This is a genomic window from Bacillus cereus group sp. MG1 (assembly GCF_040460035.1).
GTDB lineage: Bacteria > Bacillota > Bacilli > Bacillales > Bacillaceae_G > Bacillus_A > Bacillus_A cereus.
Window position 1 is genome coordinate 1,986,593 of record NZ_JARVGY010000001.1, and the last position, 25,908, is coordinate 2,012,500.

Consider the following 25,908-nt stretch of genomic DNA (forward strand, 5'->3'; position numbering starts at 1 on the left):
TATTATACCACTTGAGCGAAAAATCTCTACCCATTAATAATATGAAAGAATTTATATTTCATTTGTGGTGTATATTTACTAGAGTCTTCATAGTTCCAATAACGTCGACGGCTATTCGCTGAATGTGCATTTACAAGCGGCATACCATCTGCATCTTTTGCTACTACAATCGTCGTATGATTCCATCTTCCGTCATCCTCGAAATCATAAGCAATGACATCTCCAAGAATAAGTTCTTCTGGCCTCTCTACCGCCTCTGCTCGAAGTCCTGTTGTAGCACCTGACAAATACCAATAAAAAGAATGTGCAACAGCCCAGCTCCAGCTCCACTGATTCTCCCTTTGCCACCATCCTTTACGAATATTAGGATATCCGCTCATAGGTACTTCTCCAGTATGAAGACATTGAGAAATGAAATTCGTACAATTATCAGGGAAATTACGATACATAGGATTTCGGTCATCCCACCAACGCTCTGCATATTTCACTGCCTCTAAACGATTATACTGATAAGAACCGTACTTCTCTTTCGTAATTTCCCTTTCTAATGTCTCACCCATTCTAATTTCTTCTGACACTTCAATAGCATAATCGCCTATAATTCGACTATTATTTAAACAAACTCTTCGTTTTAATTGTTCCTCTTCAATATAAAATAATTCTTTATGCTTAATTAAATATTTAAAATGTATTTGATAATCAATTTCTTGATGGTCATTACTATTTAATTGTCTAATGAAAGAAACATCCGCAGTTGCTTTCACTATATGTGCACTACGTCTTTGAAACAATTGTTTCTTTCTCAGTGCCATTTGTAGTAAATCCTCAGCAATACCATCCACATTCGTTCTTTTCTCCGTTATATATGCTAAAAATTGTTGTACTTGGTTTTCAATCTTCGTTTTTACAACCATTCTGTCTCCCTCCCATATTACAATATGAAAAAGGGAAATATTATCTACTCTTTTTTCTGTGCTAACAATTCAAGCCCGCGATTCATTTCATGAAGCACTTCTTCATCTTTCTCACGTTCCATCGCTTTCTCAATCGCTTCGCCTACTCCATCTCCGCCAATTTTCCCAAGTGCCCATGCTGCCGTTCCGCGTAGTACTGGTCTTGGGTCATCTTTCATAACACCAATTAAATCAGGAATTGCCGATGTTTCTTTAAAATGTGCTAATGCTAAAATCGCATTTCTTTGCAGTGGCTTTTTCCCTCTCCATGATCCTGACATAATCCCATATTTCTCTTTAAAATCACGATTACTAATTGTTAAAAGTGGTGTTAATAATGGTTTAACTAGCTCAGGATCCGGCTCCATCTCAGGATGATTATGAAAATCCATTCCTTTGTTTTTCGGGCAAACAGTCTGACACGTATCACATCCATATATACGATTTCCTATTTTATCGCGATATTCTTCAGGTAGGAATCCTTTCGTCTGTGTTAAAAACGCAATGCACTTCTTCGAATCTAACTGTCCCCCCTGTATTAAAGCACCGGTAGGACAAATATCGATACATTTCGTACAGCCCCCGCATTGATCTTCTATCGGCTTATCTGGCGGGAATGGAACATTTGCAATCATTTCCCCTAAGTATACGTACGAACCAAATTCAGGTGTAATAATAGAGCAGTTTTTACCGCTCCATCCAATGCCTGCACGCTCTGATACAGCTCGATCACTTAATTCACCTGTATCAACCATGGACTTCACTTCTATATCCGGAAGTTTTTCAATTAAATATGCTTCTAATTTTTGCAAACGATCTCGTAAAACAAGATGATAATCTTGTCCCCAAGAAGCACGACAAAAAATCCCACGGCGTTCTCCACGCTTACTTAATGGTGCATTTTTTAATTTTGAAGGATATGCTAAAGCAATCGCAATAATTGATTTAGCACCCGGTAATAACAGTTGCGGATTCGTTCTCTTCTCTATATCAGGCTCTTCAAATCCAGATTGATAATTTAATTGTTGTTGCTGGATTAAGCGCTGCTTTAATTCCTCAAAAGGAGAAGCACTCGCAAAGCCTATTTTATCTATGCCAATTGTTTTACTATACGCAATTACATCTTGCTTTAATTGTTCAAAATCCATTCCTAATCGCCTCCTCAGATGAATCCATCCCTTATGTAACGACCCTATTGGTTAGTAATTCACTTTTGGAATACTATTATTTACTTCTATTTTCGCATGTAATTAGGTTTTTCAAACATTAAAAAACGCAATGCCTCGTTTATCTCGGAAACGAAACACTGCGTTGATCACAATTTATAGAAAAACATTTAATAAAATTTGGAGCGGGTGAAGAGAATCGAACTCTCGACCAGAGCTTGGAAGGCTCTTGTTTTACCACTAAACTACACCCGCAAATATGAATTACATATAAGATATTAGAATAACTTATGTAAAGTAGTATAGCATGTAAAAAAAGTAGAGGCAAGAATTTTATCGAAAAAAGTCGAAAAAGTGATGAGAGACCTCATCACTTTTTCAATTCTTTATCAATTGCCTTCTTCATACTATCGAAATCAGGGTTTGCAAGATTTCCGTTTACATATACAGAAGGAGCACCTTGAACTTTTAATTTTTGAGCACGATCTGAATCTTTACGTACTTTTTCTTTAATGTCTTTACTGTGTAAATCTTTCTTAAATTGCTCTACATCAACTTTTGGAAGTTTCTCTTTCACAATGCTAAGAAGCAAATCTTCTGTAATCCATTCTTCCGTATCTTTCTTTTGATTTTGATAAATCTCATCATAGAAAATCCAGAATGAATCTTTATCTTGTTTATAAATTGCTTCACCAGCTGCTGCACCTAAATCCGAGTCTTTTCCGATAAATGGGAAGTTAATAAAATATAACTGCACTTTGCCTTTATCAATATACTCTTCTTTTAATCGAGGTAATACCGTTACATCCCAAGTACGACAAGCAGGACATTTAAAGTCTCCAAATTCAACTACCTTAACTGGAGCATCATCTTTCCCTAAAGATTGTTGCGTAGAATAAGCAAACATCTCATTCCCTTTATCTTTTTTGTCATTTATGATGCTATACGCAATTGTTCCAATTACAATCAATACTGCGATAGAAAAAACTATACCAAGAGCCATGAGTTTATTTGATTTCATATACATTCCTCTTTAAATTCATATTCTGTATACAGCATTGTACACAATACACATAATATCAACACTTATATACGTCACGCAATGAACACGCTCACATAAATTACAAAAACACAATAATTGTGACGATATTGTGTCACAATTTGTCACAATTTATTCAAAAAAAAGAAGCTCCTCTGTAGGAACTTCTCTTAACTTACTGCTTTTTTACGCGCGCTATTTAACATCGACTGCTCTATTTTTATATCATGACGAATTACTAATTTCTCACTAACTGCTTGAACATACTCATCATGGCTTATATAGCCTTCTTTCTCCATTAGTCTCAAAACGACATTTCGTCTCTCTACTGCTTTATCATAGTTTTGGGCAGGTGAGTAATAAGCAGGTGCTTTTACTACAGCAGCCATCATTGCACTTTCAGCCAACGTTAATTGGTTCACCTTTTTACCGAAGTAAAGGTTTGCTGCTTTTTCAATTCCCCATGCTCCTTCTCCATAATAAATATTACTTACATATAATTTTAAAATTTCATCCTTCGTAAATGTGCGTTCAATTTTTTTCGTATAAAAAATCTCTTTCCACTTACGAGAAAATGTACGTTCATTTGTTAAAAAGGCATTTTTAGATAGCTGTTGTGTAATCGTACTTCCTCCTTGCACGACACCACCAGCCTTTATATTCTCAACTGAGGCCCTAATAATTGCTATATAATCTAAACCGTTATGATGATAAAATCTTTTATCTTCTGTCGCAATAAATGCATGTGTTAATGATTCTGGCACCTCTAACTTAGCCGGTACATGTAATTTACTAATATCACTTTTCTCAATCATTACATTTCCAACGAATAATAACGTACAACTTAACAATAATAATAATATAATGGCTTTATAAAAAAGTTTAGTCATTGGATTTAATGCAACTTTTTGATGATAGTTCACCCTAGATAATACTCGTTCTTTCATCTTGAACACCTCTTTTCCACACAGCATATAACTCTTACTTTAAGAATACATTGTTGTAAAAAAATATCCCATCGATTTCTCTTACACGTACCTTACATCATTGTAAGGTATAAAGTGAAACTTTAATGAGCCCTCATCAATCAAGCTTACTGCCCAGCAAATAGTGGGATAAAAAAGTATTGTATCACAGTATTTTTTTATCTACTATTCATCTGAAATATTGAATATAGGTTATGTTAAAGCACGAATAACCAATAAAAGAGAAACCCTTAAGACTATTATATTTTCACTTTACACTTTAATTATATCATCTACAAATATATATACTTTTGACTATCTAGTAATCTAAATGTATATAACATATAGATTTATTATACAGAACAAATGTTCTGCAAATCAATACTAGTGCTATTATTATTTTGACCTTTTTCTTAAACAGTATACAAAAAAGAGTAGTGATTCGAATGTATCTCAAATCGGCTACTCTTTTCTTTACAATCTTCCTATTAAATTATACGGCTGTACTTCCCACGTTTCATACGGAATAAAATGTGTTGCTCTCATTGCATCAAGCGTTCTGGATTTCATATGAGGACGCGTTATATACTCATCTATGTTCTCTTCATTTAAATCAACAAATTTACCCACTTGTATCTCTTCGGGTTGAGTTTTTATTTCACCACTTATATATGCTACTTTAAAAACAACAGCTAGAATATGCATAGAGGTATTATAATAAACCCCTGTAATTCCGATAGGCTTCACCGTTAACCCTGTTTCCTCTTTTATTTCCCTACAGACAGCTTGATCGAGCGCTTCGCCTTCTTCTACCTGTCCTCCTGGCAACTCCCACGTATCAGCTCGCCAGTGCACTTTTGTTAATAACACTTCATTTTTTTCATTTGTTAAATAACCTGCTACAGCAACTATATGCTTTGGTGTCTTATGTTCCATATTAAGCCTCCTAGAGATAATGAATATTTTGTATATCCCTATAATCATATTCACTACCTACAACAAAATACCTTTAATACTTCATCACCTTAATTAACTTCATAAAAAAGACCCTATCCGCTAAGCGAAAAGGGTCATCTATCGTATTACTCTCCTAAGTCTACGTTGTGATAAACTTGTTGAACATCTTCCAAATCTTCTAATGCATCAACCATTTTCTCAAATTGTGCTTGAGCATCTTCAGGAAGTGTTACATCACTTTGTGCAAGCATTGTTAATTCTGCAACTGTAAACTCCTCAACGCCAGCACCTTTAAGTGCAGATTGTACTGCATGGAATTGATCTGGTTCAGCATACACGATAACAGAATCTTCTTCTTCTAGAATGTCACGTGCATCTACATCTGCTTCCATTAAAATTTCAAGAACTTCATCTGATGTTTTACCTTCAAGGCCGATAACAGCTGTCGCATCAAACATGTAAGCTACAGAACCGTTCACACCCATATTACCACTGTTTTTGCTAAATGCAGCTCGTACATCTGCTGCAGTACGGTTTACGTTATTTGTAAGTGTATCTACAATAACCATAGCTCCATTTGGTCCGAATCCTTCATAACGAAGCTCGTCATAATTTTCTTCTGAACCGCCTTTTGCTTTTTCAACTGCACGATCAATAATTGTTCTTGGAACATTGTATGTTTTCGCACGCTCTAATACAACTCTTAGCGCTTGGTTTGATTCTGGATCTGGCTCGCCTTGTTTTGCTGCCACATAAATTTCACGCCCAAATTTCGCGTATATACGGCTTGTATTTGCATCTTTTGATGCTTTTTTGTCTTTAATATTGTTCCATTTACGGCCCATACTTTCCACTCTCTTTCCCGTTTTAAATCTACATAAAAATATTAATATGAAATATAATGTGTGTTCAACACATTTTTAAAAGAAATATAAAAAGTTCATTTTTGATTCATATTATAGACATAATATAAATCACTATCATTTTGTTCTTTCGACAAGTTATATTATACATGAATTCCTACGTTTATTACGAATTTTAGAAGCACATAGTATAATTTAACAAAAAGACTCTAACATTTCTGTTAGAGTCTTTTTATATTGCTGACACCTATTCCCATAATTACTTTCTATTGTTGTATAATAAAAATAGGGAAAAATTTGAAGAAAAGAGAGAAGGAGAATTATGACACATTCAAATGAGAAAAAAGCACATAGTCTTAAAGGGATAGAAGAAAAGTTAAACCCAACTATCTATCAAGTGAGATTCATGAAATTAGATGAACCAATTCAATTTGAGTCGTTCCCTGAATTAAAAGATTTAGGGGACTGGTTAAGTACTTCAACGCATATGTGGGCGTGCCACTCAACTATGTATAAGTACAACAGAGAAGGGTTTGAAAAGAAGTTTTTAGAGATTACAAACTTAACCGTTGATAGTGTACTAATATCTACTGGTGGTATCGGATTTAACTTCATGTCACCGGGGTGGAGAAATTCTCTCTAGAGTACTCGAAAGAAATATTGTATATACAATACTTTTTCTGCTTATTTTGTCATGTAATGAAAAGAAAACAAAAAAGCTCTATACTAATTGTATAGAGCTTTTTTACGCCGTTCATGATACCGATGGTCGGGGTCGAACCGACACTCCCGAAGGAACACGATTTTGAGTCGTAGATAAGTATTTGTAAGCCGTCATATATGCGGGATATTATCGAAGTATTCAGCGCTAATTGCACCGCAGTTACTTTTCCGTTCAAATCGTTACACACGATTATTTATTATTAAATTCATTGTACTATATCACGCTAAAGATCGCAACGAGAAAAAAAGCTTCCCTATTATATAGTAATATATTTTTGATATTCTATCGATTTCCCTACGCGCGATTCTAACACAATTAGATGCCCTACTATCCACGAAACAAAAGATAATCGTCTTAAAATCGTTCTCTCGGCGACATCTACGAACCTATACCGCCCTATATACGAGTATATTACGCAAAAAGAAAGAGCGAGGAACTCATCCCCGCCAACTCCTGCGCATCTTTCTCTATATGGTATTGATTATTAACCGTCTGAACGTCACACCAATTCCACCTTGCTTCCCGACAGTTAATGTTTTTTAAAACTTTGCGTGTCCCGCACCATTTCCCTAAGTTCTTGTACACTAGTAATGCCAGTGTTTTTGTGCGTTTCGCTAAACTCCTTCATTTGTTCCTGCCAAACCCGTTCAGTATCTTCTATTATTTTTCTCTCATGTCTGGTGAGTTTTTCGGGAGGTTTTTGCTTTAAATACATATAATCTCCTGCAGTGATTTCTCCTTTATAATACTTGATTTTTTTCTTTATTTTGTATTTTGATTTGATAGTAACGCTTTTTACAAACTTACATACTGCACCTACAACTTTAGGTATAAGGTATACAACTAAACCACTAACAATACCACCTACGATTGCCACCATTAAAGTATCAAGCAACGTAATTTCTCGGCTTTTCAATAAATATTCGCTAAAATTATATATTATAGTTTACCCCTTTCTATTAATAAGTTTACTAGTATTATTTTACCAAAATCTTCTTCAAGAGAAAAATAACTGACTTAAATATTCCGCTATTTAACGACCTACTACCCCCAAAAAAGAAGGCAACGCAATTAAGCATCGCCCTTTAGTCGTTTAATCTCTTTCTGTAACTCTCGGATTCTCCAAACCGCACTTACTAGAGCCGTTTCTGTAATCGACGCTCCTTTGTCCTCTCGCTCAATTCTCGTAATCTCTAAATAAGCGTCGGGACTTAGTTCTCCACCTTCACTTAATATGTTTCCGATTTCCTCGATCATTACCGCATTTTGTAGCTTTAATAACGTTTGTTTTAATTCTGCCATTCCATTCGCTTCCCTTCGTAATTTCGTTTAGTTTAATAAAGCGAAGGCATTGCGCCCCCGCCCTGATTTCGTTATTACCACTGTCCCCTCGCTCTTGATTTTTGTCGTTCCATTCTCGCCATTTCCTGACTAATTTCTTTCGCCAACTTCGGTAAGTCTTGGTCGTCACGTACATTCATTTCTGCAACATTGACGTTTACAGTCATCATAGTATTTCCGACCTGTCCTCCGCCCTTCTTCGGTGATGCGACGCCCATTGTCGAAGGTCGATTCGCAGTACGAATGAAGTTGAACAGGTTCGCTTGCTGTGCTTGCGTTAATACCATCTCGTTCTTCAGAAGTCTCGCATCTACTTCGTCGAATCTCGGACGTCTTCCGACTAGTCCACGAGGATTCCCGCCGTTATGGAACTTCGGACGTACCGACCTATTCGAAGGAGAACTTCCAACTGTACCGCCTGAATGGAAGTACTTTAATGGATTAAGGTCGCCCAGCCATTCTAAGGAGATTCGCTTCACCGCTGTCTTGGTAAGTTTACCGAGTAACGTTTCGTGCTTTGAATCTGCGCTTGATGTATCCGCATCGACTGGTTTCGTTGCCTTCTTCTCCGCATGTTGGTCGAGTACTTTGATGACTCCTTCCGCCAGCTTTCCGTCACCGAGAATCTTCTTGACTTTCTCCGCTAGTGCTTTGCGGTCAGTATCGGCGATTTCTCTATCTGCTTGCGACTTGTCAGCCTTGACTTTCTTCGTCTTTTCGGCTGTCGCTTGCTTGTCGAGAAGGTCGATAACTAGTTTCGCTGCTGTCGTGTTACCGAAGATTTTCTTAATCTTTTCGGCGACTGCTTTCTTGTCGAGTTCAGCGACTCCCTTCTCGGCTTCCTTCTTATCAACGCCCATTTTCTTATCCTTTTTATTCTCGATATCTTTCTCGGTTTTCTTGATACCGTCTTGCGCTTGCTTATCGTCCACTCCCATCTTTTTGTCTTTCTGCTTTTCGATTTCACCTTCGACTTCTTTGTTCTTCGACTTAGCTTCGTCAGTTTCGAGATTCACCTTCTTATCGACAGGCTCTTTCGTCTTCTCGTTCAACTTCCCAGCCTTTTCGAGTTGCTTATCGTACTCTTCGGTATTCTTCGCATGCTTCTCTCGCAACTCTCCGATAGAGTTCTTCGTCTCTTCTAACACGCCCTTATTCTTTACCGCATTATCGTACTCTTCCTGTTGTTTCTCGGTAATCTTCTGCTGATTGGCTTGCTTCTTCTCGTAAGATGCAATCGTTTTGTTATGACCTTCGAGAGCCTTATCGATTGCTTCGACTTCCTTTCCGACTTCATACGAGATTTTCGTTGCTTGCATCGCTTCAGCTACACGAGTACGTACGATGTTTTCCGCTTCTTTTCGTTTGTCTACAATCGATTGAATCTCGGTACGGTGCTGGGAGATTGCGAGTTCATTCGTATCTATCTTTTCCTTCTTCTTACTCAAGATCGCTTCTTCATGAGACAATTCCTTCTTGAGCATGTGTGCAGTTCCTTTTTGTCCCTTATCCTTTGCTTCGTTGTACTTTGTTTCCAATTCATTTACTTTCTTCTGTTGCGTTTCTACGTCCTTAACGAGATTCTTACGATTGGCGATTTTCTCGTTTCCTTCCTTGACATTTTGTGCGTAGTCCTTCAGGTCTTTCGCTTGGTTCTTGTACGACTGATTTAACTGCTGGTCTAATTCGAGTTTCTGTTTCTCTTTAAGAGCAGAAACCAACTCTTTCGCTGCGTCCGCATTTAATGCGAGTGCTTCGCCGTTTTTACTGTAAGCTTGCGCCGTTGAAGGTGCTTTCGCAATGATTTCGTCGTTAACGCCTAAGAACTTTTTCAGTTCTTCATGCGATACACCTGATGCTTTAGCGAGTCTATCCATTTCGGCAACTAGCGCTTTTTTCTTTTCAGGATTTTCGACTCTCTCAACCTCTTTCATTACATCCCTATAACGAAGTAGCTCGTCATTACTTAGGTTGATTTTTCCACGCATCGTATCGAATTGAGTCGCTAGGTCATCGACTGTACGTGCTTGCTCGCCGATTTCCTTATACGTATCCATGCTGACTGCCTTGTACTGTTCTGCTTGACTCTTGCCATGTATCATAGCAGACGATAGTACGCCGACAGCTAACGAAACACCAGCGATCCATGCCGTAGCTGGGTTCGTCACGATAGCCATAGACAGTGTTTTCATTGCTGTTACTACCTTTGTAATACCTACAGCAAGTAACGCAGTACCAGCGGTAACCGCACCAGCAGTCAATCCGAATCCGACTAATTGGGGGTCTAGTTTCCCTAAGATGCCGACCATACTTGTCGCACCATTGGCGAAGCTAGTGAACGCAGGAAGTAACGATTCACCGATTGCGATTGCTACGCCCTCCATTGCCGATTTAGTTTGCGTCCATGCACCGTTGAGTGTTTCTTGCTGGATTTTCGCTACTCGTTCGGCTGTTCCGCCCGACAGTTCTAGTTCGTTCTTGTACTTCTGTAATGAGCCTTGTCCTTGACTGATTAATGCAAGGAAACCTGCGGATGCTTCCGTCCCTACTAACTGGGCAGCGGTTACGGTTTTCTGCGCATCTGTCATACCTTCCATCTTCCCGCTGATGTGCCCGATTAACTCAGGTAATGGCTTGAATTGCCCATTCGCATCTGTAACGGAAATACCTAATTTCTTGAACGCCTTCTCGGTCTGACCTGTCGGATTTGCTAACGATAGTAACATCGCACGTAACGACGTACCTGCTTGCGAACCCTGAATACCTGCATCCGACATTTTTGCGATTGCTGTTGCCGTATCTTCCATTCCCCAACCAAGGGCATTCGAAACTGGTGCAACATATTTCATCGCCATACCTAACATGTCTAAATCGGTATTTGCTGTCGTCATTGTTTTCGCAAGAATATCGACGGCTTTATCGGTATCCTTAGCAGATAATCCAAAGCCAGTCATAATGTTCGAAGCGATGTCGGCACTCTTTCCGAGTTCGATTCCACCGACCGCCGCTAAGTTTAAAACGGCTGGTAATGCGTCCATACTATCCTGCGCCTTGAATCCCGCCATAGATAGAAATGAAAGACCATCCGCTGCTTGACTTGCGCTGAATTGTGTGGTAGCACCCATGTGCTTCGCTGTATCATTTAATTGCTTGAACTCGGCATCTGTCGCACCTGAAATCGCTTTAACCTTCGCCATAGATTGCTCGAAGTTCATCGCTGATTTAATAGATGCGCCAATAGCGCCCACCATCGCAATACCTGCGACAGCCGACGCCTTACCGAGTGCTGACATGCTTTTCGAAGTTCCTTGCGAACCTCTTTCTAGTCCCTGCATATCCGTACGAGATTGTTGTACTCCCGCACGAAACTGCGTATTATCTAAGACCAGCCTTGCCCTGACTTCTCCTGCACTCGCTGACATTATTCAATTCCCCCTCGTTGTTTGAATGCAACAAAAAGGCGACAGGATTAACTCCCCTCGCTTCTGTTGTTCACATATATTAATAGTTCTCATTAATTGAATAGATTCGATGTCTTTCTCTTACCCTTTATTCTTTTCATTCCTTTCTCTAATTAAATAATATATATCTTGTTGTGATATGTCCCTCAATTAGTTCTTCTCGGCTGTGTATGTTCCGTCCTCTTCAAACTTAACAGTAATATCTTGACCATGCCTTTCATGTAGACCACACATTACTCTTTGAATATTTTTGTAATTAATTTGCTTACCTTTTTTAATTTCAATTTCAATAATTGTTTTCATAATTGAATCCTCCTAATATGGTTTAATAGATGAGAAGGAAGGTTTTACCTTCCCTATCATTGTTCCGAACCTACTTTCTTTAATTGAGACTGTAACGTATGTTTAACCGTTACATATGTAACCTTATCGTTAATATGCCCACTACCTAATGCGACACGGCTTGCGCTTGTCATGTCTCCTTGTGTTAATTCCACACCATTTCGTAACTTATTAAGAATATCTGCTCTCATTTCATTTAGATTCATTGAGTTCATATTATTCATCTCCTTTTAGTAATCTAGTTGGTACACGTCTCTGTACTCGTGCTAGTTCTAACTCATTGTCAGAAGGATATATAATATCGCGCCCATCTGTTATCCTGCCTAGGGAGTAATAGCCCTTCTCCCCCCTAATTCTACGCGTTAAGTCACTAGCCCACTGGCGGTCCTCTTCATATTTATCTGCGAACTTCTCATACTCTATTAGGGATTCATAAAACTCTTTCAACGCGTTTCTTTGCCGTTCGATAATCGGCGCTAATTGTGTCGCACGAACTTCAGCTCTATATTGCCACCAACTATCCGCTAACTCATCGATAGTCATGTTATCCCTTAGATTTACTGACGAATATTCCTCTGCTTTTTTTAATTCGTCTTCGGCGATCTTTAGTATCTTATTCGCCTTTTCAATGGATACCAACGCTTTCTTTTTATCAGCAACTACATCATCACCTGCAAACTCTTTCAATAAGATAGCTTCGTAATTCTCGGTCGCTTTTTTAACGGATTCTTTGGCTTCTGCTACAGCCTGTTTGTATTTCGCGTCAAACTCATTCTCCTTAGTGTTCTTCGATAGCCATCTAGTTTTCCCATCCCAATGCATTCGTTCCATTTTACTTAACATCTCCTTTGGTTGATTTAGTCGGTTTATTAAGTGTTTCCGCTACTTTGTTTAATACTTTAACGAAGAATTTCTCTGCTTTAGATACTTTCTTCTTTGGTATTTCTTCAGGGGGTACTAATTCGTAAATACTACATAACGCATTAATAACTTTCGGATGTTCCATTGTGCGGAATGTTTCGCTAACTTCCGACTCATGCTTGAAGAATTGCGAGATATCTGTTTCATTGATGCACATTTTGAATATTTCTTCGGTGCAGGTTAATAAATCAAACGCTGGATTATGCGCCTTGCAGTTCTTATGTACGTACTCTCGAAATTGTGTTGGTAAATGACGCACTTCATCGACTGGTACTACGAATTCAGCTACTTGTTTACCGAAATCATAAACATACGAAACTAGAAACTCCTTGCCGTATAACCTATGAATATTTGTTACTAGAATCGGCTTATTTACGTTAGTTGACTTAGTCACTATGATCACTCCCCTCCTGTTTCAGCTTTTTGATTTCTGATGATACCGCCTGTCTTGCACCTTTTGTCGCTATATCCCTAATAAGAATGTCTAACTTGTATAAGTTATTACTACCGATTAATTGTTCCATTTTACGCATTCGGTACTCGTTAGGGATTTGCTTCGCATTTTCCCAGCGATTTACCGCAAGCGGTTGTACGCCGAAGTGCTTTGCAAACTCTTTTTGGCTCATGCCGAGGATTTTCCTCATAAGACGTATCCTATTCGCATTTGCTCGCCTAGTTGCTTCACTCACTTTCTATCAACTCCTTATATTTAATTGATTGATATTTCCACCATATATTTGATATGGTTCAAAATTAAAATGGAGGTGGGGACAGGTATGTCAAGCCTGTCCCCTATGAATCAGCTCAGTGCAGGTGAACACAAAGCAAAGTTAAGTTAGTAATATAAAAACCATGTATTTTGTATGGTCTCCTTCTTTATATATCGGCTGCTAACGCCATGTTATTTGTATACTGAAAGCAAAATCCTTTAATTTATTTACTAAAAATGAAAGAGGGCTACCTAAACCCTCTCGCATTTTATTACCACAAACATCTTAGAATTAGAGTTCTTACTTAATCTTGATTTCTTCCGACGAAGATTACATACTCACGCCGACTTTTCTGTAAATTGGCGATATAATTCTTTAATCTCGCCTTCTAGCGGATTATTTAACACACCTCTATCGCACACATACGGGCTGATAACATAGCCTCGACCCTTAACGCCAGTCTTCGCACCGCTTACTGATATCATTGCCCCGTCATTAATGAGTGATGATAATAGATTGCGTGTTGAGTTATATGCGATGCCTAGAATCTTCGCTATATCACGGGAACTTAGAATCTCTACATGTGACGGCTCGAACTCCTGCGGATTTGTACATAATACATATGTATCCTTGTGCGCATATGGCATTAGTTTGAAAATACTGCCTGCTTGACGGTCTGACAGTTTCGACAGGAGTTGTTTCGCTTCTTCTTTATAGACTTTCGTGAAGTTGTCGAACGTTCCGTCAGTTCTTCCGCATCTTATTAAATCCTCATTAATATAGTAGAGCGTCGGGCGTTGCGAATTGTCTCGAACGACTGCGCCGATATACTCTAGATACATTAGTGCCTTGAGTGTCGATTTCTCCCCACGTTTTAGTAACTTCTGTATATCCTTCGTTGTTAGTGGTCGAATACCGTACTTCCCTCGCCCAGTATCATGCATCAGTAGTCCGCCCGCATTCATTTGAAGGTATAACGATAGTTTGAATAATACGCCCAGTTGATTGAGTGTAGCTTGGTCATATCGTGTTTGCTCGCCTTCATTACCGTTAACCATTACGAAGCGCCTTGTATCTTCTTTGCGTAACTCCTTGTGTCGAATCGCATCTAGTTCGGCGGATGTACGTACTCTTTGATTCTCTGCAATTGCCACTGCCTGTTTTAACGCCGTTTGCAGTTCCTCGGGTAGTGCTATTTCTCCGTTGTGTATTGCGTCACTCAGTGCCTTGAATTCAGGTTTCTTTGTCATTGCTTCTCTTCCTCCTTCATGTAATCGAATGTACACTTGTCACATATTCGACTGCTTCGACTCGGAATTTGTCACATATTTTACTGTTTATATAATAGGCTTCATCCTTAGAGCCGTGCGGGATGTAAACGAATTTGCCCATTAAAGTACTCTGTTATCTGTGTAAATATTGAACCCCTTTGACGCATCAACTACACATGCGCCATTCCTTCTATCGGCGGAATATCATTTTGATAGAGTGCGTTAATTTCCTAAAAGATCGATACGCAGTAATAGTTATTGTGAGAGCCTGCGAACACTCGAAGCGAAGCGCAGATACTCTTTAATAGAAGAAAGAGAGACGGCGGGGAAACCGTCACTAATGCTAGTTATGCGTGATTGCCTTACACTCATATAGGGGCGTCGCTGTCCCAAAATAGGTTAATATCTCGGTAACTTATGCAATGAAATATGTAGCGATACAAAAACGATTACTCTCGCCTTATAAGACAATAAGTCCGCTAGATTGCGATAAAAGGTTAATAATGATAGTCAACTTGTCCCTACGTACCTATAAACGCAATCAGATAATAGATTTCGGTTAAGATTGCAGGGAATAACACCCCGAGTTAAAAATGGTGTGCGCTATTTGTAGGGGCTTGCTTCAGGGGGGCGGTAGGGTGGCTTGGGGGGTCATGAGATTTCGAGGAATGGACAACTGGTTTGGTGAATTCGATATTCATTCGCTTGCATACTGAATGAAACAGAAGGACTTTTTGTTACTTTCGAAAGTTCTTTGAAAACGTTGATTTAAAAGCTTTCTTCGAAGTTTCTTCGCACATTCATTTCGAATAAACTTTTATGCATTAAAAGAAACGTTGATTTAATAACGTTTTAAATGCGCAACGAGAATCGAAAAGAGTGAATGAAAGGATGAATAAAAGAAAGCGATCACTTTCGAATAACTCTTCGAAGACTTCTGAACTCTTTTCGAGAACAGATTAATAGAATCTTTTTCGATAACTCTTTCGAACACACTTAGCGCAAACACTAACGCACAGTACTTCATGATGTACGATGCAGTATAACGATACCTGATAGTACGATATGGTGTGCGTATTATTGGCGTGGTGTATTATGGAATAGGTCGTCATTTAGTAACGTTAGAGCACCGCAAACGAGCCGTTAATTACTTAGAATACTTACAATACATACGCAGATAGAAACGCCTATATGAGCCTGTGTGGCACGCTCTGTGTCCGTGTGGTATGACGGGCTATATGCGTCAGAGGATTGCGATTAGGTATTGGTGGTTTGGTAGTATGATGCAGGCTATTGGTCGAATGATGTGCAGACTTGTGAAAATATAAAACATATAACGGGGTCTTTTATATACATCACGTGCCGTGGGTTCAATGTATGAAATTAGATAAAAACGTACATTCATTTCATTGATAACATTGATTTCGTGTTGATTAGGTAGTATATTATAAATAACTTAAAAAAACGTACATTCATTTCCGCATGAATATTGGGTTTGTAACAGGAGGAAATAACATGAATCAAATTAAGGATGTCCAGCCAATCCGCACTAGACAACAAATAGAAGATATGAAGTGGGCGCTTCGCCGTCATTGCTCCGAGAGAGATTACATATTATTCCTTATTGGTATTAACACAGGATTACGTGTCAGCGATCTATTAAAGTTGAAGACATCGGATGTGCTCCGTAGAAAAGTGGTGAAGGTTGCGGAAGGTAAAACAAAGAAATCTCGCGAAGTTAATCTATCGAACATATACGAAGAGGTGCAAGCCTATGCGAAATCTAACGATAGTGAATGGTTATTCCCTTCGAGAAAAGGCGATAAGGCGATATCACCTACACAAGCATATCGCAGTATTACAAAAGCGTCGGAATTCGCAGAAGTAGAAAGCGTCGGAACTCATACAATGCGCAAAACGTTCGGTTATTGGTTCTATAAGCAAACGAAAGATGTTGCGAAACTACAAACGATACTTAATCATAGTCATCCGCAAGTTACGTTGACTTATATCGGAATTACATCGGAGGAAATAGAGAACGACCTTAATACATTCGTACTATAAGAGATAAGGCATCGGCTAGGCTGGTGCTTTTTCTTATTTCGCAGAAGTTCGATAATTCCAGCGATCTATATTAATAGTGGAAATCTATAAAAACGTCAAACCCCCTGAATTTCGGAATCCCTTCGCTCTAGACCTTTCCAGCAGATATATAGGCGAAATAAAATCGATAACCTATCGTAATTCCTGCGCATATTCTCCCCACCCTTATATACGTAAACTCTCGCAAACTTATTTACGTTGATTCACATGCGTGTAACGCTTACTCTCACAAGAGATTCGATTACTTTCCGTTAGATTATCAGATAGTTTACATTTCAATTCATTACACTACGCTTGACTACACTTTTATAAAAACGAATACACTTATACGATTTATATTGCAGTTAAATCGATGGATAACCCTACATTTCACTACAAATATTTGTAAATCGGTTTATTTCGCTATATTTAGTACTAACACTATTTCATATCAAACCAGCGTACAATCAACTATTAAATATCAAAAAGGAAGTGTTATAATATCTTTTAAGATATAGGACGTGACGTTAACACGCCCTATCATTATTAGAAACACATTCATATAAACAAGTAGAGGAACTACCAAAATACCATCATCCGCGCTAAAAAGAAGCCCCTCCAATAAAAGAGCGACTTTTCCTCTAATATTCATCTGTTATAAATTCAATACGTCCTTTTAACTCCAATAATTTTTGTTTTTTAAAATTGAGAAACTCCTCTCTATTACCATCAAAAACCCCACTTAACTCACGTACAAACTCCATAGTTTCCTTATACTTCTCTATCTCTCGGAAATATACAGTTCTAGAGGCATCCGTCCATAAAGCTGAAAGTGCATGTTTTAACTTTAGATTAGTATCCGCCACATGAACACCTTTATGCTTTTCCACAAAATCATCCTTCACCTCTCTATCCATAACACTTATAAAATCCTCTAAATCCTTATCGCTTACTTCAAATCTAATTTTATGAGCATACTTATTTCTTAAATCATTTAATTTTTTATAAGCCTTTTTCTTACTTTCAGGCAATAATCCCAGGGCTGTAGCTAAATTAAGTTTATTCATGAACATAAATCTATTAGTTAAAATAGAATCTGGATTTTCTATATTATGTCTTAACAATCTTTCTAATTCATATTCCACATATAAATGTCCACGTAAAACAATTTGTAAAGAGTCTTCCCCATCTGTAACCGTTAAAAATTCACGTACTTGCTCAGTAATTTTAACTGAAAAAATACCACTAATCTCATCTAAAATTCCAAACACTTCATTTTCAATTAATTCGACACTATTCATTTATCCTACCCCAATTCATATATATATATGATTCTATAAATTTATTATATCACTCCATAACAAAGACAAGTGTGGTAACTAAGTTCTGTTATCCCTGCTCTTCCATTTCTTTTAATTCATCTTGCCACTTATCACCAATACCACCGCTAGGCGTATTCCAACGTTTTTCTTGACGTAGGATTCTCGCCTTATCTTCCTCGGTCATTTCATCTTGGTATTTTTTCGCTTCCTTACGTTGCTGTTCTTCATAATCTCTTTCCTGTTGCTCTAGATGCCTTCGGTGTGCCTCTTCATCAATAATCTTGTCGCAACCATGCGCTAGTTCCTTCGTTTCATCGTGTCCATGTCCACAGTAATCGTTCGGAATTTTAGTACTAGATTTCGTAGCAGGTTTAGAATTACGGTCACCATTACCTGTCGCACGATCTTCGTTAGCTTTTGCGTCTTTAACCGCATTATTTCTAAGACCATCTTGCTCTTTCTTCGTTACACTTCCATCAGGGTTAAACGTGATAGTCATCGAACCTTCTCCACCATGACCTAAATATCCGTAAATAGAGAACGACTTATATTTCTCGATGAATCTAGGCGTTCCCGCTATCTCTTTGACTTTATTCGCAGACATTCCGACCTTGATGTCGTCATACTGTTCTAGTGACACGGTTGGTGCATCGTTATTCGCATCTTTATAATATGGACGTCTGTCGTTAATCTCCGTATCTTCCTTCGTAGATTCCTCCACTTGTTGCGGTTTCGCGTCCTGCGTAGGTTCTTCTTCACCCTTTTCGACCTTAGTCGGATTGGATTTTTCCTCTTTTCCTTGCGCAGTTTCAACAGATTCGTGTTTCTTATATGGCTCATAGTCCGCTTTTTCTTTCGTTGAGCAAGCACTAAAGATTGACGTTGTCGCCACACCTAATAAAACTACTTTCTTAAATGATTTCATAGTAATTTCCCCTTCTTTCTTTGAACCTTTATACGTCCTCTTTTCCTTTCCTCTTCCGCATAAACTCTCCAATCCTAGCAGTTATAACCGATGCGACTACAGCCATTGCAAATAATACTGATAGGCCACCTATAATGGCGTTTCCGATTATCTTTGTAACAACCAGCAATACAAATGCAACTATTAACAGGTTCGCCCTTGTATTTTTCTCTTTCTTTCTATCCTTCACGCCCTGTCTTCCTTTCTAACATTTCTTTTTCGGATTCTCTGCTTAAATCCTCTCACCGTACTTCTAGCGGAATCAAATGATCGCCCCGTCTTTTTCGATAATACTCTAGAGATTTCGGCTTCTGTAACCCTATTGTTATTCTCTACCGTATGTATCATAGTATCTAGTACAATGAAATCTATTTTCTTCTTGCATATGTTTTCATATAGCTTTGCGTAAGTATCTCGGTTAGTCATTATATTACAGATCGCTTTCTCTTCCGCATTTTCTGCACAATCCCCTAGCGTTTCAAGTACATTTATATCACTTATAAGTGTAAGTACCGTTCTTCTTTTTCCTCTTTCTCCGCAATATTTACGTAAAGCCTGATAAATAAAACTCTTAACCCTCTTATCGAAATCGCCCTTATTTATATCAAACGTTCTAATCGCATATCTTATTCTACGGAAACAATCATCGATAAAGTGTACTTCGTTATTTATCTTATACCAGTTATCTTTAGCTAAGCGCTCAATCAACGGTATGTAATGCGCTTCAATTTTTTCTACATACTTATTATCGCATATTCCAGTGTAATAATCTTCCACTTCTTCCTTAGCTAGTATCGCTATTCTATTTAATGTTGTGTTTATGTCTTCGCCTTTATTTGCGTATCGTCTTATAGTAAGTCTGCTTTCCATACGTAAGTCTTCCACCTCTTATAGCGCCTGTGTCTACCTCCGATATTCAACTCGCTTCCGCTAGTGACGTTTAATACCGAATTTATGCTGTTGACAAGCGGTGACACATCGACTAGCTGAGGCGAGGAAGTCGTAGGAAGCAGGGCGCAATTTGAACCCCTATTTCGCAAAGATAAAAAAATAACGAAGCGTTTAAACTTCATCAGATTTCGTATATATCAATGCGAATAGAGGTAAGGCGTTAACAACTAGCGTCGGCTCGTTGTGTGAGGTTTTCAGTAACGCATTCCCCGTCCTTGTGCTTTCGCACATATCGACTTTCTACACTACAAAACGTCCCATAGTGCGTAAATCTTTCGATACACCCTGTTACCGTAGTAACAACGTATTTCCACCCTTGCCGTACAATGCCCGCAATCGGCTAGACCTATACGACGCACGGGGAATGATATGCGTTGATTGTATAGCGCTGATGTTTGCGGCGGTTCAGCTCCCCTTTTACGTTTTTAAGTTATCGACTTGGTACGGCTTCCACGTCGTGACTTACCGCATCAGTACCTAAAAAAGACATTACTAAAGACGCCTTGCAATCTTCGAATTTTTTCGATAGAATGAAGGTACTGAATGACGGTGTCATCGGTTATTTACTTATATGTGAATGTTTTGAGTCTCCGATTGCCGTCGGGGACTTTTTTCGTTCTCTACCTTAAACGTATCGTTTTTCTAAAACTTTCAATGGCGAAAACTTCTTATGTGCTTCTCTCACGTCATTTCCAAATAAATTAACGTATGTCTTTACAATTTCCATACTTGTATGCCCTAAGATCGCTTGTAACTCAAATATATTTGCTCCTTGTTGTACAGATAGCTTCGCAAAGGTATGTCGGAAAGTGTGCGGACTGCATCTAACATCTTTTATGCCCGACATTTCTCCGTACTTTTGTAAACGATTCTGTAATGCACGTTTAGATAATCGTGAATTATCCACTGTTACAAACAAAGCATCCTCCTCTACGTAACCACGAATCGCAATATATTTCTTTAACTGATTCTTCATATTCGATTGAAACGGAACTAGCCTCTCCCGATAACTCTTCGCATTACGTACACATAGCAAGTTGTCTTCCCATCGAATATCCGCTAGGGACAGACCTATTAATTCATTCGCCCTTACCCCTGTTTCGAGTAATAACATCATCATCGTGTAATCTCGAACCCCTGTGAATGTTTTTAAGTCAGGTTGTCGAAATAGCTTGTCCAACTGTTCTTTCGTAAATGTTGCAATTACATGTTTACGGTCTTTTAACAACTTTATATTTTCAAATGGGTTCTTTGGAATGTGTTTGTTTTTATAAAGAAAATTGAAGAACGCACGTAAAGCACGTAATCGTGTATTAATGGTAACAATGCGATTTCCTTTATAATTTCGTAGATACAAGATTACATTCTCTTTAATATGCTCTTCTGTTACATGACTTGGTTTTAAAAAGTTAGTATCTATACCTTGTTCTCCTAAGTGATTAATGAATGTATTTAATTCACTTCGATAAAATTTCATGGTATGGGGTCTAAGATTGCGGATTTCGCAGTCTTTTAAAAAGAGAATTATCGCATCCTCAAACGTCTCTACATACGATTTTGTTGTCCGACGCATAATGGCTAATTCACTATCGTCTAATACGTTTTTACGTCTACTCACAAGCGCCTGTCCTCCTATCATTGCGCATAATTGGTGTACACGATTGGCGGAGAAGTATTAGCGCATAATTAGTGCGCTTAGGGCATAAAAAAAGCGTCTCCCACCGCAGTAGGAAACGCTTGATATTTCGTAGTATTCTCGCATATTGTCCGCTTACAAACGCAAAAAAAGAGATGATTACTCATCTCTTCTCTTAACCGTTCATGATACCGATGGTCGGGGTCGAACCGACACTCCCGAAGGAACACGATTTTGAGTCGTGCGCGTCTGCCAATTCCGCCACATCGGCACAAAAGAAAAGGCGGCAACCGGATTTGAACCGGTGATAAAGGTTTTGCAGACCTCTGCCTTACCACTTGGCTATGCCGCCATATTAAATTTTATTGGAGCGGAAGACGGGATTCGAACCCGCGACCCCAACCTTGGCAAGGTTGTATTCTACCACTGAACTACTTCCGCAAAAATGGCTGGGCTAGCTGGATTCGAACCAGCGCATGACGGAGTCAAAGTCCGTTGCCTTACCGCTTGGCTATAGCCCATCGAATTCTTACTTAATTATATGTAAGTATCCATTAGATTATTTGTAATTTTTAAAATAAAAATGGGGCGACTGATGGGAATCGAACCCACGAATGCCGGAGCCACAATCCGGTGCGTTAACCACTTCGCCACAACCGCCATGTTGTGTAAATATATTTGGCAGGGGCAGTAGGAATCGAACCCACACTGGAGGTTTTGGAGACCTCAGTTCTACCTTTAAACTATGCCCCTATGTAAATGGTGGAGGGGGGCAGATTCGAACTGCCGAACCCGAAGGAGCGGATTTACAGTCCGCCGCGTTTAGCCACTTCGCTACCCCTCCGAAACTTACATGGTGCCGGCTAGAGGACTTGAACCCCCAACCTACTGATTACAAGTCAGTTGCTCTACCAATTGAGCTAAGCCGGCGTATTTTATTAAAATAAATGGTGGCTCGGGACGGAATCGAACCGCCGACACGAGGATTTTCAGTCCTCTGCTCTACCGACTGAGCTACCGAGCCTTATTAAAATGGCGGTCCCGACCGGGGTCGAACCGGCGATCTCCTGCGTGACAGGCAGGCATGTTAACCACTACACCACGGGACCATTTGGTTGCGGGGACAGGATTTGAACCTGCGACCTTCGGGTTATGAGCCCGACGAGCTACCGTGCTGCTCCACCCCGCGATAATACTATTCATATAAAATTTATATGGTGGAGGATGACGGGATCGAACCGCCGACCCCCTGCTTGTAAGGCAGGTGCTCTCCCAGCTGAGCTAATCCTCCAAAGTGGTGACCCGTACGGGATTCGAACCCGTGTTACCGCCGTGAAAGGGCGGTGTCTTAACCACTTGACCAACGGGCCAAATACTATAAATCCTATGGCGGAGAGCAAGGGATTCGAACCCTTGATACGCTTGTGACGTATACACGATTTCCAATCGTGCTCCTTCGGCCAACTCGGACAGCTCTCCAATGGCTCCGCAGGTAGGAATCGAACCTACGACCGATCGGTTAACAGCCGATAGCTCTACCGCTGAGCTACTGCGGAATAATATTGCCTGGCAACGTCCTACTCTCACAGGGACAAGGTCCCAACTACCATCGGCGCTAGAGAGCTTAACTTCCGTGTTCGGTATGGGAACGGGTGTGACCTCTCTGCCATCATTACCAGACATTATTCTTTTGAGACAATCATTATTATAACTTATTTACTTTAAAAGTCAACAAGTTTTTTATGTTCTCTCAAAACTAGATAACATTGCTACATATTATATGGTTAAGTCCTCGATCTATTAGTATTCGTCAGCTCCACATGTCACCATGCTTCCACCTCGAACCTATCAACCTGATCATCTTTCAGGGATCTTACTAGCTTACGCTATGGGAAATCTCATCTTGAGGGGGGCTTCATGCTTAGATGCTTTCAGCACTTATCCCTTCCGCACATAGCTACCCAGCTATGCCCTTGGCAGAACAACTGGTACACCAGCGGTGCGTCCATCCCGGTCCTCTCGTACTAAGGACAGCTCCTCTCAAATTTCCTACGCCCACGACGGATAGGGACCGAACTGTCTCACGACGTTCTGAACCCAGCTCGCGTACCGCTTTAATGGGCGAACAGCCCAACCCTTGGGACCGACTACAGCCCCAGGATGCGATGAGCCGACATCGAGGTGCCAAACCTCCCCGTCGATGTGGACTCTTGGGGGAGATAAGCCTGTTATCCCCGGGGTAGCTTTTATCCGTTGAGCGATGGCCCTTCCATGCGGAACCACCGGATCACTAAGCCCGACTTTCGTCCCTGCTCGACTTGTAGGTCTCGCAGTCAAGCTCCCTTATGCCTTTGCACTCTACGAATGATTTCCAACCATTCTGAGGGAACCTTTGGGCGCCTCCGTTACACTTTAGGAGGCGACCGCCCCAGTCAAACTGCCCACCTGACACTGTCTCCCGGGTCGATAAGACCCGTAGGTTAGAATTTCAATACAGTCAGGGCGGTATCCCACCAGCGCCTCCACCGAAGCTAGCGCTCCGGTTTCAATGGCTCCCGCCTATCCTGTACAAACTGTACCAAAATTCAATATCAGGCTACAGTAAAGCTCCACGGGGTCTTTCCGTCCTGTCGCGGGTAACCTGCATCTTCACAGGTACTATAATTTCACCGAGTCTCTGGTTGAGACAGTGCCCAAATCGTTACACCTTTCGTGCGGGTCGGAACTTACCCGACAAGGAATTTCGCTACCTTAGGACCGTTATAGTTACGGCCGCCGTTTACTGGGGCTTCAGTTCAGAGCTTCGCTTACGCTAACCCCTCTCCTTAACCTTCCAGCACCGGGCAGGTGTCACCCCCTATACTTCGCCTTACGGCTTCGCAGAGAGCTGTGTTTTTGCTAAACAGTCGCTTGGGCCTATTCACTGCGGCTTTCCGTTAAGAAAGCACCCCTTCTCCCGAAGTTACGGGGTCATTTTGCCGAGTTCCTTAACCAGAGTTCTCTCGCACACCTTAGGATTCTCTCCTCGCCTACCTGTGTCGGTTTGCGGTACAGGCACCTTTTACCTCGCTAGAAGCTTTTCTTGGCAGCGTGGAATCAAAGACTTCGCTCCATAAGGAGCTTCCCCATCACAGCTCAGCATACGCGATAAGCGGATTTGCCTACTTATCAGCCTAACTGCTTGGACGTGCACAACCAATCGCACGCTTCTTCTATCCTTCTGCGTCCCTCCATTGCTCAAACGATAAAGAGGTGGTACAGGAATATCAACCTGTTGTCCATCGCCTACGCCTGTCGGCCTCGGCTTAGGTCCTGACTAACCCTGAGCGGACGAGCCTTCCTCAGGAAACCTTAGGCATTCGGTGGACGGGATTCTCACCCGTCTTTCGCTACTCATACCGGCATTCTCACTTCTAAGCACTCCACCAGTCCTTACGGTCTGACTTCACTGTCCTTAGAACGCTCCCCTACCACTGATACCATTCGGTATCAATCCGCAGCTTCGGTGGTGTATTTAGCCCCGGTACATTTTCGGCGCAGAGTCACTCGACTAGTGAGCTATTACGCACTCTTTAAATGGTGGCTGCTTCTAAGCCAACATCCTAGTTGTCTAAGCAACTCCACATCCTTTTCCACTTAATACACACTTTGGGACCTTAGCTGGCGGTCTGGGCTGTTTCCCTTTTGACTACGGATCTTATCACTCGCAGTCTGACTCCTAAGGATAAGTCATTGGCATTCGGAGTTTGACTGAATTCGGTAATCCGATGAGGACCCCTAGTCCAATCAGTGCTCTACCTCCAAGACTCTTACACTTAAGGCTAGCCCTAAAGCTATTTCGGGGAGAACCAGCTATCTCCAGGTTCGATTGGAATTTCTCCGCTACCCACACCTCATCCCCGCACTTTTCAACGTGCGTGGGTTCGGGCCTCCATTCAGTGTTACCTGAACTTCACCCTGGACATGGGTAGATCACCTGGTTTCGGGTCTACGACCACGTACTAAACGCCCTATTCAGACTCGCTTTCGCTGCGGCTCCGCCTCTTCAGCTTAACCTCGCACGGGATCGTAACTCGCCGGTTCATTCTACAAAAGGCACGCCATCACCCGTTAACGGGCTCTGACTATTTGTAGGCACACGGTTTCAGGATCTCTTTCACTCCCCTTCCGGGGTGCTTTTCACCTTTCCCTCACGGTACTGGTTCACTATCGATCACTAGGGAGTATTTAGCCTTGGGAG

General features: G+C 40.4%; 22 protein-coding genes, 16 tRNA genes and 2 rRNA genes (1 of these 40 running past the window's edge). 2 read left to right on the forward strand and 38 right to left on the reverse strand.

Annotated features, from left to right (window positions below):
* Positions 1-26: 26 nt before the first annotated feature.
* The 7 genes from QCI79_RS10250 to QCI79_RS10280 all read right to left on the reverse strand — a co-directional run bounded on the left by QCI79_RS10250 (position 27) and on the right by QCI79_RS10280 (position 5,925).
* Entirely contained in the window at positions 27-914 is an 888-nt protein-coding gene (locus tag QCI79_RS10250) for an amidase domain-containing protein (RefSeq protein WP_000260592.1), read from the reverse strand.
* Between the two features lie 44 nt (positions 915-958).
* On the reverse strand, positions 959-2,101 hold the full coding sequence (gene queG, locus QCI79_RS10255) for a tRNA epoxyqueuosine(34) reductase QueG (RefSeq protein ID WP_021728381.1): 1,143 nt from the start codon (positions 2,099-2,101) through the stop codon (positions 959-961).
* Positions 2,102-2,300: 199 nt separating this feature from the next.
* Positions 2,301-2,374, reverse strand: a tRNA-Gly gene (locus tag QCI79_RS10260).
* Between the two features lie 115 nt (positions 2,375-2,489).
* The gene (locus QCI79_RS10265) at positions 2,490-3,140 is read right to left on the reverse strand and encodes a DsbA family protein (RefSeq protein WP_000841306.1); all 651 of its coding nucleotides are present in this window, start codon (positions 3,138-3,140) and stop codon (positions 2,490-2,492) included.
* A 188-nt stretch (positions 3,141-3,328) separates the two neighbouring features.
* Positions 3,329-4,105 (reverse strand): transglycosylase domain-containing protein, encoded by a 777-nt coding sequence (locus tag QCI79_RS10270; RefSeq protein WP_000664720.1) that lies wholly within the window; start codon positions 4,103-4,105, stop codon positions 3,329-3,331.
* Between the two features lie 492 nt (positions 4,106-4,597).
* On the reverse strand, positions 4,598-5,059 hold the full coding sequence (locus QCI79_RS10275) for an NUDIX hydrolase (RefSeq protein WP_000400458.1): 462 nt from the start codon (positions 5,057-5,059) through the stop codon (positions 4,598-4,600).
* Positions 5,060-5,205: 146 nt separating this feature from the next.
* Complete coding sequence (locus QCI79_RS10280; RefSeq protein ID WP_000532952.1) at positions 5,206-5,925, reverse strand: YebC/PmpR family DNA-binding transcriptional regulator; 720 nt, start codon at positions 5,923-5,925, stop codon at positions 5,206-5,208.
* Positions 5,926-6,265: 340 nt separating this feature from the next.
* Between QCI79_RS10280 and QCI79_RS10285 the strand changes: the two genes are divergently transcribed.
* Positions 6,266-6,586, forward strand: coding sequence for a DUF3884 family protein (locus QCI79_RS10285; RefSeq protein WP_000149815.1), 321 nt, complete (start codon positions 6,266-6,268; stop codon positions 6,584-6,586).
* 610 nt (positions 6,587-7,196) lie between these two features.
* Here QCI79_RS10285 and QCI79_RS10290 read toward each other — a convergent pair.
* The 9 genes from QCI79_RS10290 to QCI79_RS10330 all read right to left on the reverse strand — a co-directional run bounded on the left by QCI79_RS10290 (position 7,197) and on the right by QCI79_RS10330 (position 14,692).
* Entirely contained in the window at positions 7,197-7,562 is a 366-nt protein-coding gene (locus tag QCI79_RS10290) for a hypothetical protein (RefSeq protein WP_021728380.1), read from the reverse strand.
* Between the two features lie 176 nt (positions 7,563-7,738).
* Positions 7,739-7,969, reverse strand: a complete 231-nt coding sequence (locus tag QCI79_RS10295) for a hypothetical protein (protein ID WP_021728379.1) — start codon at positions 7,967-7,969, stop codon at positions 7,739-7,741.
* Between the two features lie 74 nt (positions 7,970-8,043).
* Positions 8,044-11,430 (reverse strand): phage tail tape measure protein, encoded by a 3,387-nt coding sequence (locus QCI79_RS10300; protein ID WP_021728378.1) that lies wholly within the window; start codon positions 11,428-11,430, stop codon positions 8,044-8,046.
* 189 nt (positions 11,431-11,619) lie between these two features.
* Positions 11,620-11,772 carry a hypothetical protein gene (locus tag QCI79_RS10305; RefSeq protein WP_021728377.1) on the reverse strand — a complete coding sequence of 51 codons (153 nt, stop codon included), beginning with the start codon at positions 11,770-11,772 and terminating at the stop codon, positions 11,620-11,622.
* A 56-nt stretch (positions 11,773-11,828) separates the two neighbouring features.
* A complete protein-coding gene (locus QCI79_RS10310; RefSeq protein ID WP_021728376.1) occupies positions 11,829-12,026 on the reverse strand; it encodes a hypothetical protein in 198 nt (65 codons plus the stop codon).
* Between the two features lies 1 nt (position 12,027).
* On the reverse strand, positions 12,028-12,642 hold the full coding sequence (locus tag QCI79_RS10315; RefSeq protein ID WP_021728375.1) for a hypothetical protein: 615 nt from the start codon (positions 12,640-12,642) through the stop codon (positions 12,028-12,030).
* Between the two features lies 1 nt (position 12,643).
* Positions 12,644-13,126, reverse strand: coding sequence for a hypothetical protein (locus QCI79_RS10320; RefSeq protein WP_021728374.1), 483 nt, complete (start codon positions 13,124-13,126; stop codon positions 12,644-12,646).
* A complete protein-coding gene (locus tag QCI79_RS10325) occupies positions 13,119-13,421 on the reverse strand; it encodes a helix-turn-helix domain-containing protein (protein WP_021728373.1) in 303 nt (100 codons plus the stop codon). Before QCI79_RS10325 ends, QCI79_RS10320 begins: the two co-directional genes overlap by 8 nt.
* 359 nt (positions 13,422-13,780) lie before the next feature.
* Entirely contained in the window at positions 13,781-14,692 is a 912-nt protein-coding gene (locus QCI79_RS10330) for a hypothetical protein (RefSeq protein WP_021728372.1), read from the reverse strand.
* Between the two features lie 1,536 nt (positions 14,693-16,228).
* Here QCI79_RS10330 and QCI79_RS10335 point away from each other — a divergent pair.
* The gene (locus QCI79_RS10335) at positions 16,229-16,777 is read left to right on the forward strand and encodes a tyrosine-type recombinase/integrase (protein ID WP_021728371.1); all 549 of its coding nucleotides are present in this window, start codon (positions 16,229-16,231) and stop codon (positions 16,775-16,777) included.
* A gap of 659 nt (positions 16,778-17,436) precedes the next feature.
* Here QCI79_RS10335 and QCI79_RS10340 read toward each other — a convergent pair.
* The 22 genes from QCI79_RS10340 to QCI79_RS10445 all read right to left on the reverse strand — a co-directional run.
* The gene (locus QCI79_RS10340; RefSeq protein WP_021728370.1) at positions 17,437-18,096 is read right to left on the reverse strand and encodes a DUF4145 domain-containing protein; all 660 of its coding nucleotides are present in this window, start codon (positions 18,094-18,096) and stop codon (positions 17,437-17,439) included.
* 88 nt (positions 18,097-18,184) lie between these two features.
* Positions 18,185-19,042 carry an outer membrane protein assembly factor BamE gene (locus QCI79_RS10345; protein WP_021728369.1) on the reverse strand — a complete coding sequence of 286 codons (858 nt, stop codon included), beginning with the start codon at positions 19,040-19,042 and terminating at the stop codon, positions 18,185-18,187.
* 28 nt (positions 19,043-19,070) lie between these two features.
* Positions 19,071-19,271 carry a hypothetical protein gene (locus tag QCI79_RS10350; RefSeq protein ID WP_021728368.1) on the reverse strand — a complete coding sequence of 67 codons (201 nt, stop codon included), beginning with the start codon at positions 19,269-19,271 and terminating at the stop codon, positions 19,071-19,073.
* Entirely contained in the window at positions 19,268-19,951 is a 684-nt protein-coding gene (locus QCI79_RS10355; RefSeq protein ID WP_042991510.1) for a hypothetical protein, read from the reverse strand. Before QCI79_RS10355 ends, QCI79_RS10350 begins: the two co-directional genes overlap by 4 nt.
* A gap of 706 nt (positions 19,952-20,657) precedes the next feature.
* Positions 20,658-21,650 (reverse strand): tyrosine-type recombinase/integrase, encoded by a 993-nt coding sequence (locus QCI79_RS10360; protein WP_021728041.1) that lies wholly within the window; start codon positions 21,648-21,650, stop codon positions 20,658-20,660.
* A 207-nt stretch (positions 21,651-21,857) separates the two neighbouring features.
* A tRNA-Leu gene (locus tag QCI79_RS10365) sits at positions 21,858-21,939 on the reverse strand.
* Between the two features lie 10 nt (positions 21,940-21,949).
* Positions 21,950-22,020: transfer RNA gene (locus tag QCI79_RS10370), tRNA-Cys, on the reverse strand.
* A 14-nt stretch (positions 22,021-22,034) separates the two neighbouring features.
* A tRNA-Gly gene (locus QCI79_RS10375) sits at positions 22,035-22,109 on the reverse strand.
* A 5-nt stretch (positions 22,110-22,114) separates the two neighbouring features.
* A tRNA-Gln gene (locus QCI79_RS10380) sits at positions 22,115-22,189 on the reverse strand.
* A gap of 63 nt (positions 22,190-22,252) precedes the next feature.
* Positions 22,253-22,328 (reverse strand) — tRNA-His (locus QCI79_RS10385).
* A gap of 19 nt (positions 22,329-22,347) precedes the next feature.
* A tRNA-Trp gene (locus QCI79_RS10390) sits at positions 22,348-22,421 on the reverse strand.
* Between the two features lie 7 nt (positions 22,422-22,428).
* Positions 22,429-22,512: transfer RNA gene (locus tag QCI79_RS10395), tRNA-Tyr, on the reverse strand.
* A gap of 10 nt (positions 22,513-22,522) precedes the next feature.
* Positions 22,523-22,598, reverse strand: a tRNA-Thr gene (locus tag QCI79_RS10400).
* Between the two features lie 18 nt (positions 22,599-22,616).
* Positions 22,617-22,692, reverse strand: a tRNA-Phe gene (locus QCI79_RS10405).
* 9 nt (positions 22,693-22,701) lie between these two features.
* Positions 22,702-22,777: transfer RNA gene (locus QCI79_RS10410), tRNA-Asp, on the reverse strand.
* 3 nt (positions 22,778-22,780) lie between these two features.
* Positions 22,781-22,857 (reverse strand) — tRNA-Met (locus tag QCI79_RS10415).
* Positions 22,858-22,883: 26 nt separating this feature from the next.
* Positions 22,884-22,959, reverse strand: a tRNA-Val gene (locus tag QCI79_RS10420).
* Between the two features lie 4 nt (positions 22,960-22,963).
* A tRNA-Glu gene (locus tag QCI79_RS10425) sits at positions 22,964-23,038 on the reverse strand.
* Positions 23,039-23,055: 17 nt separating this feature from the next.
* Positions 23,056-23,147, reverse strand: a tRNA-Ser gene (locus QCI79_RS10430).
* 2 nt (positions 23,148-23,149) lie between these two features.
* Positions 23,150-23,224: transfer RNA gene (locus QCI79_RS10435), tRNA-Asn, on the reverse strand.
* Positions 23,225-23,232: 8 nt separating this feature from the next.
* Positions 23,233-23,348, reverse strand: a 5S ribosomal RNA gene (gene rrf, locus QCI79_RS10440).
* 100 nt (positions 23,349-23,448) lie between these two features.
* Positions 23,449-25,908: ribosomal RNA gene (locus tag QCI79_RS10445) — 23S ribosomal RNA — on the reverse strand (it continues 463 nt past the right edge of the window).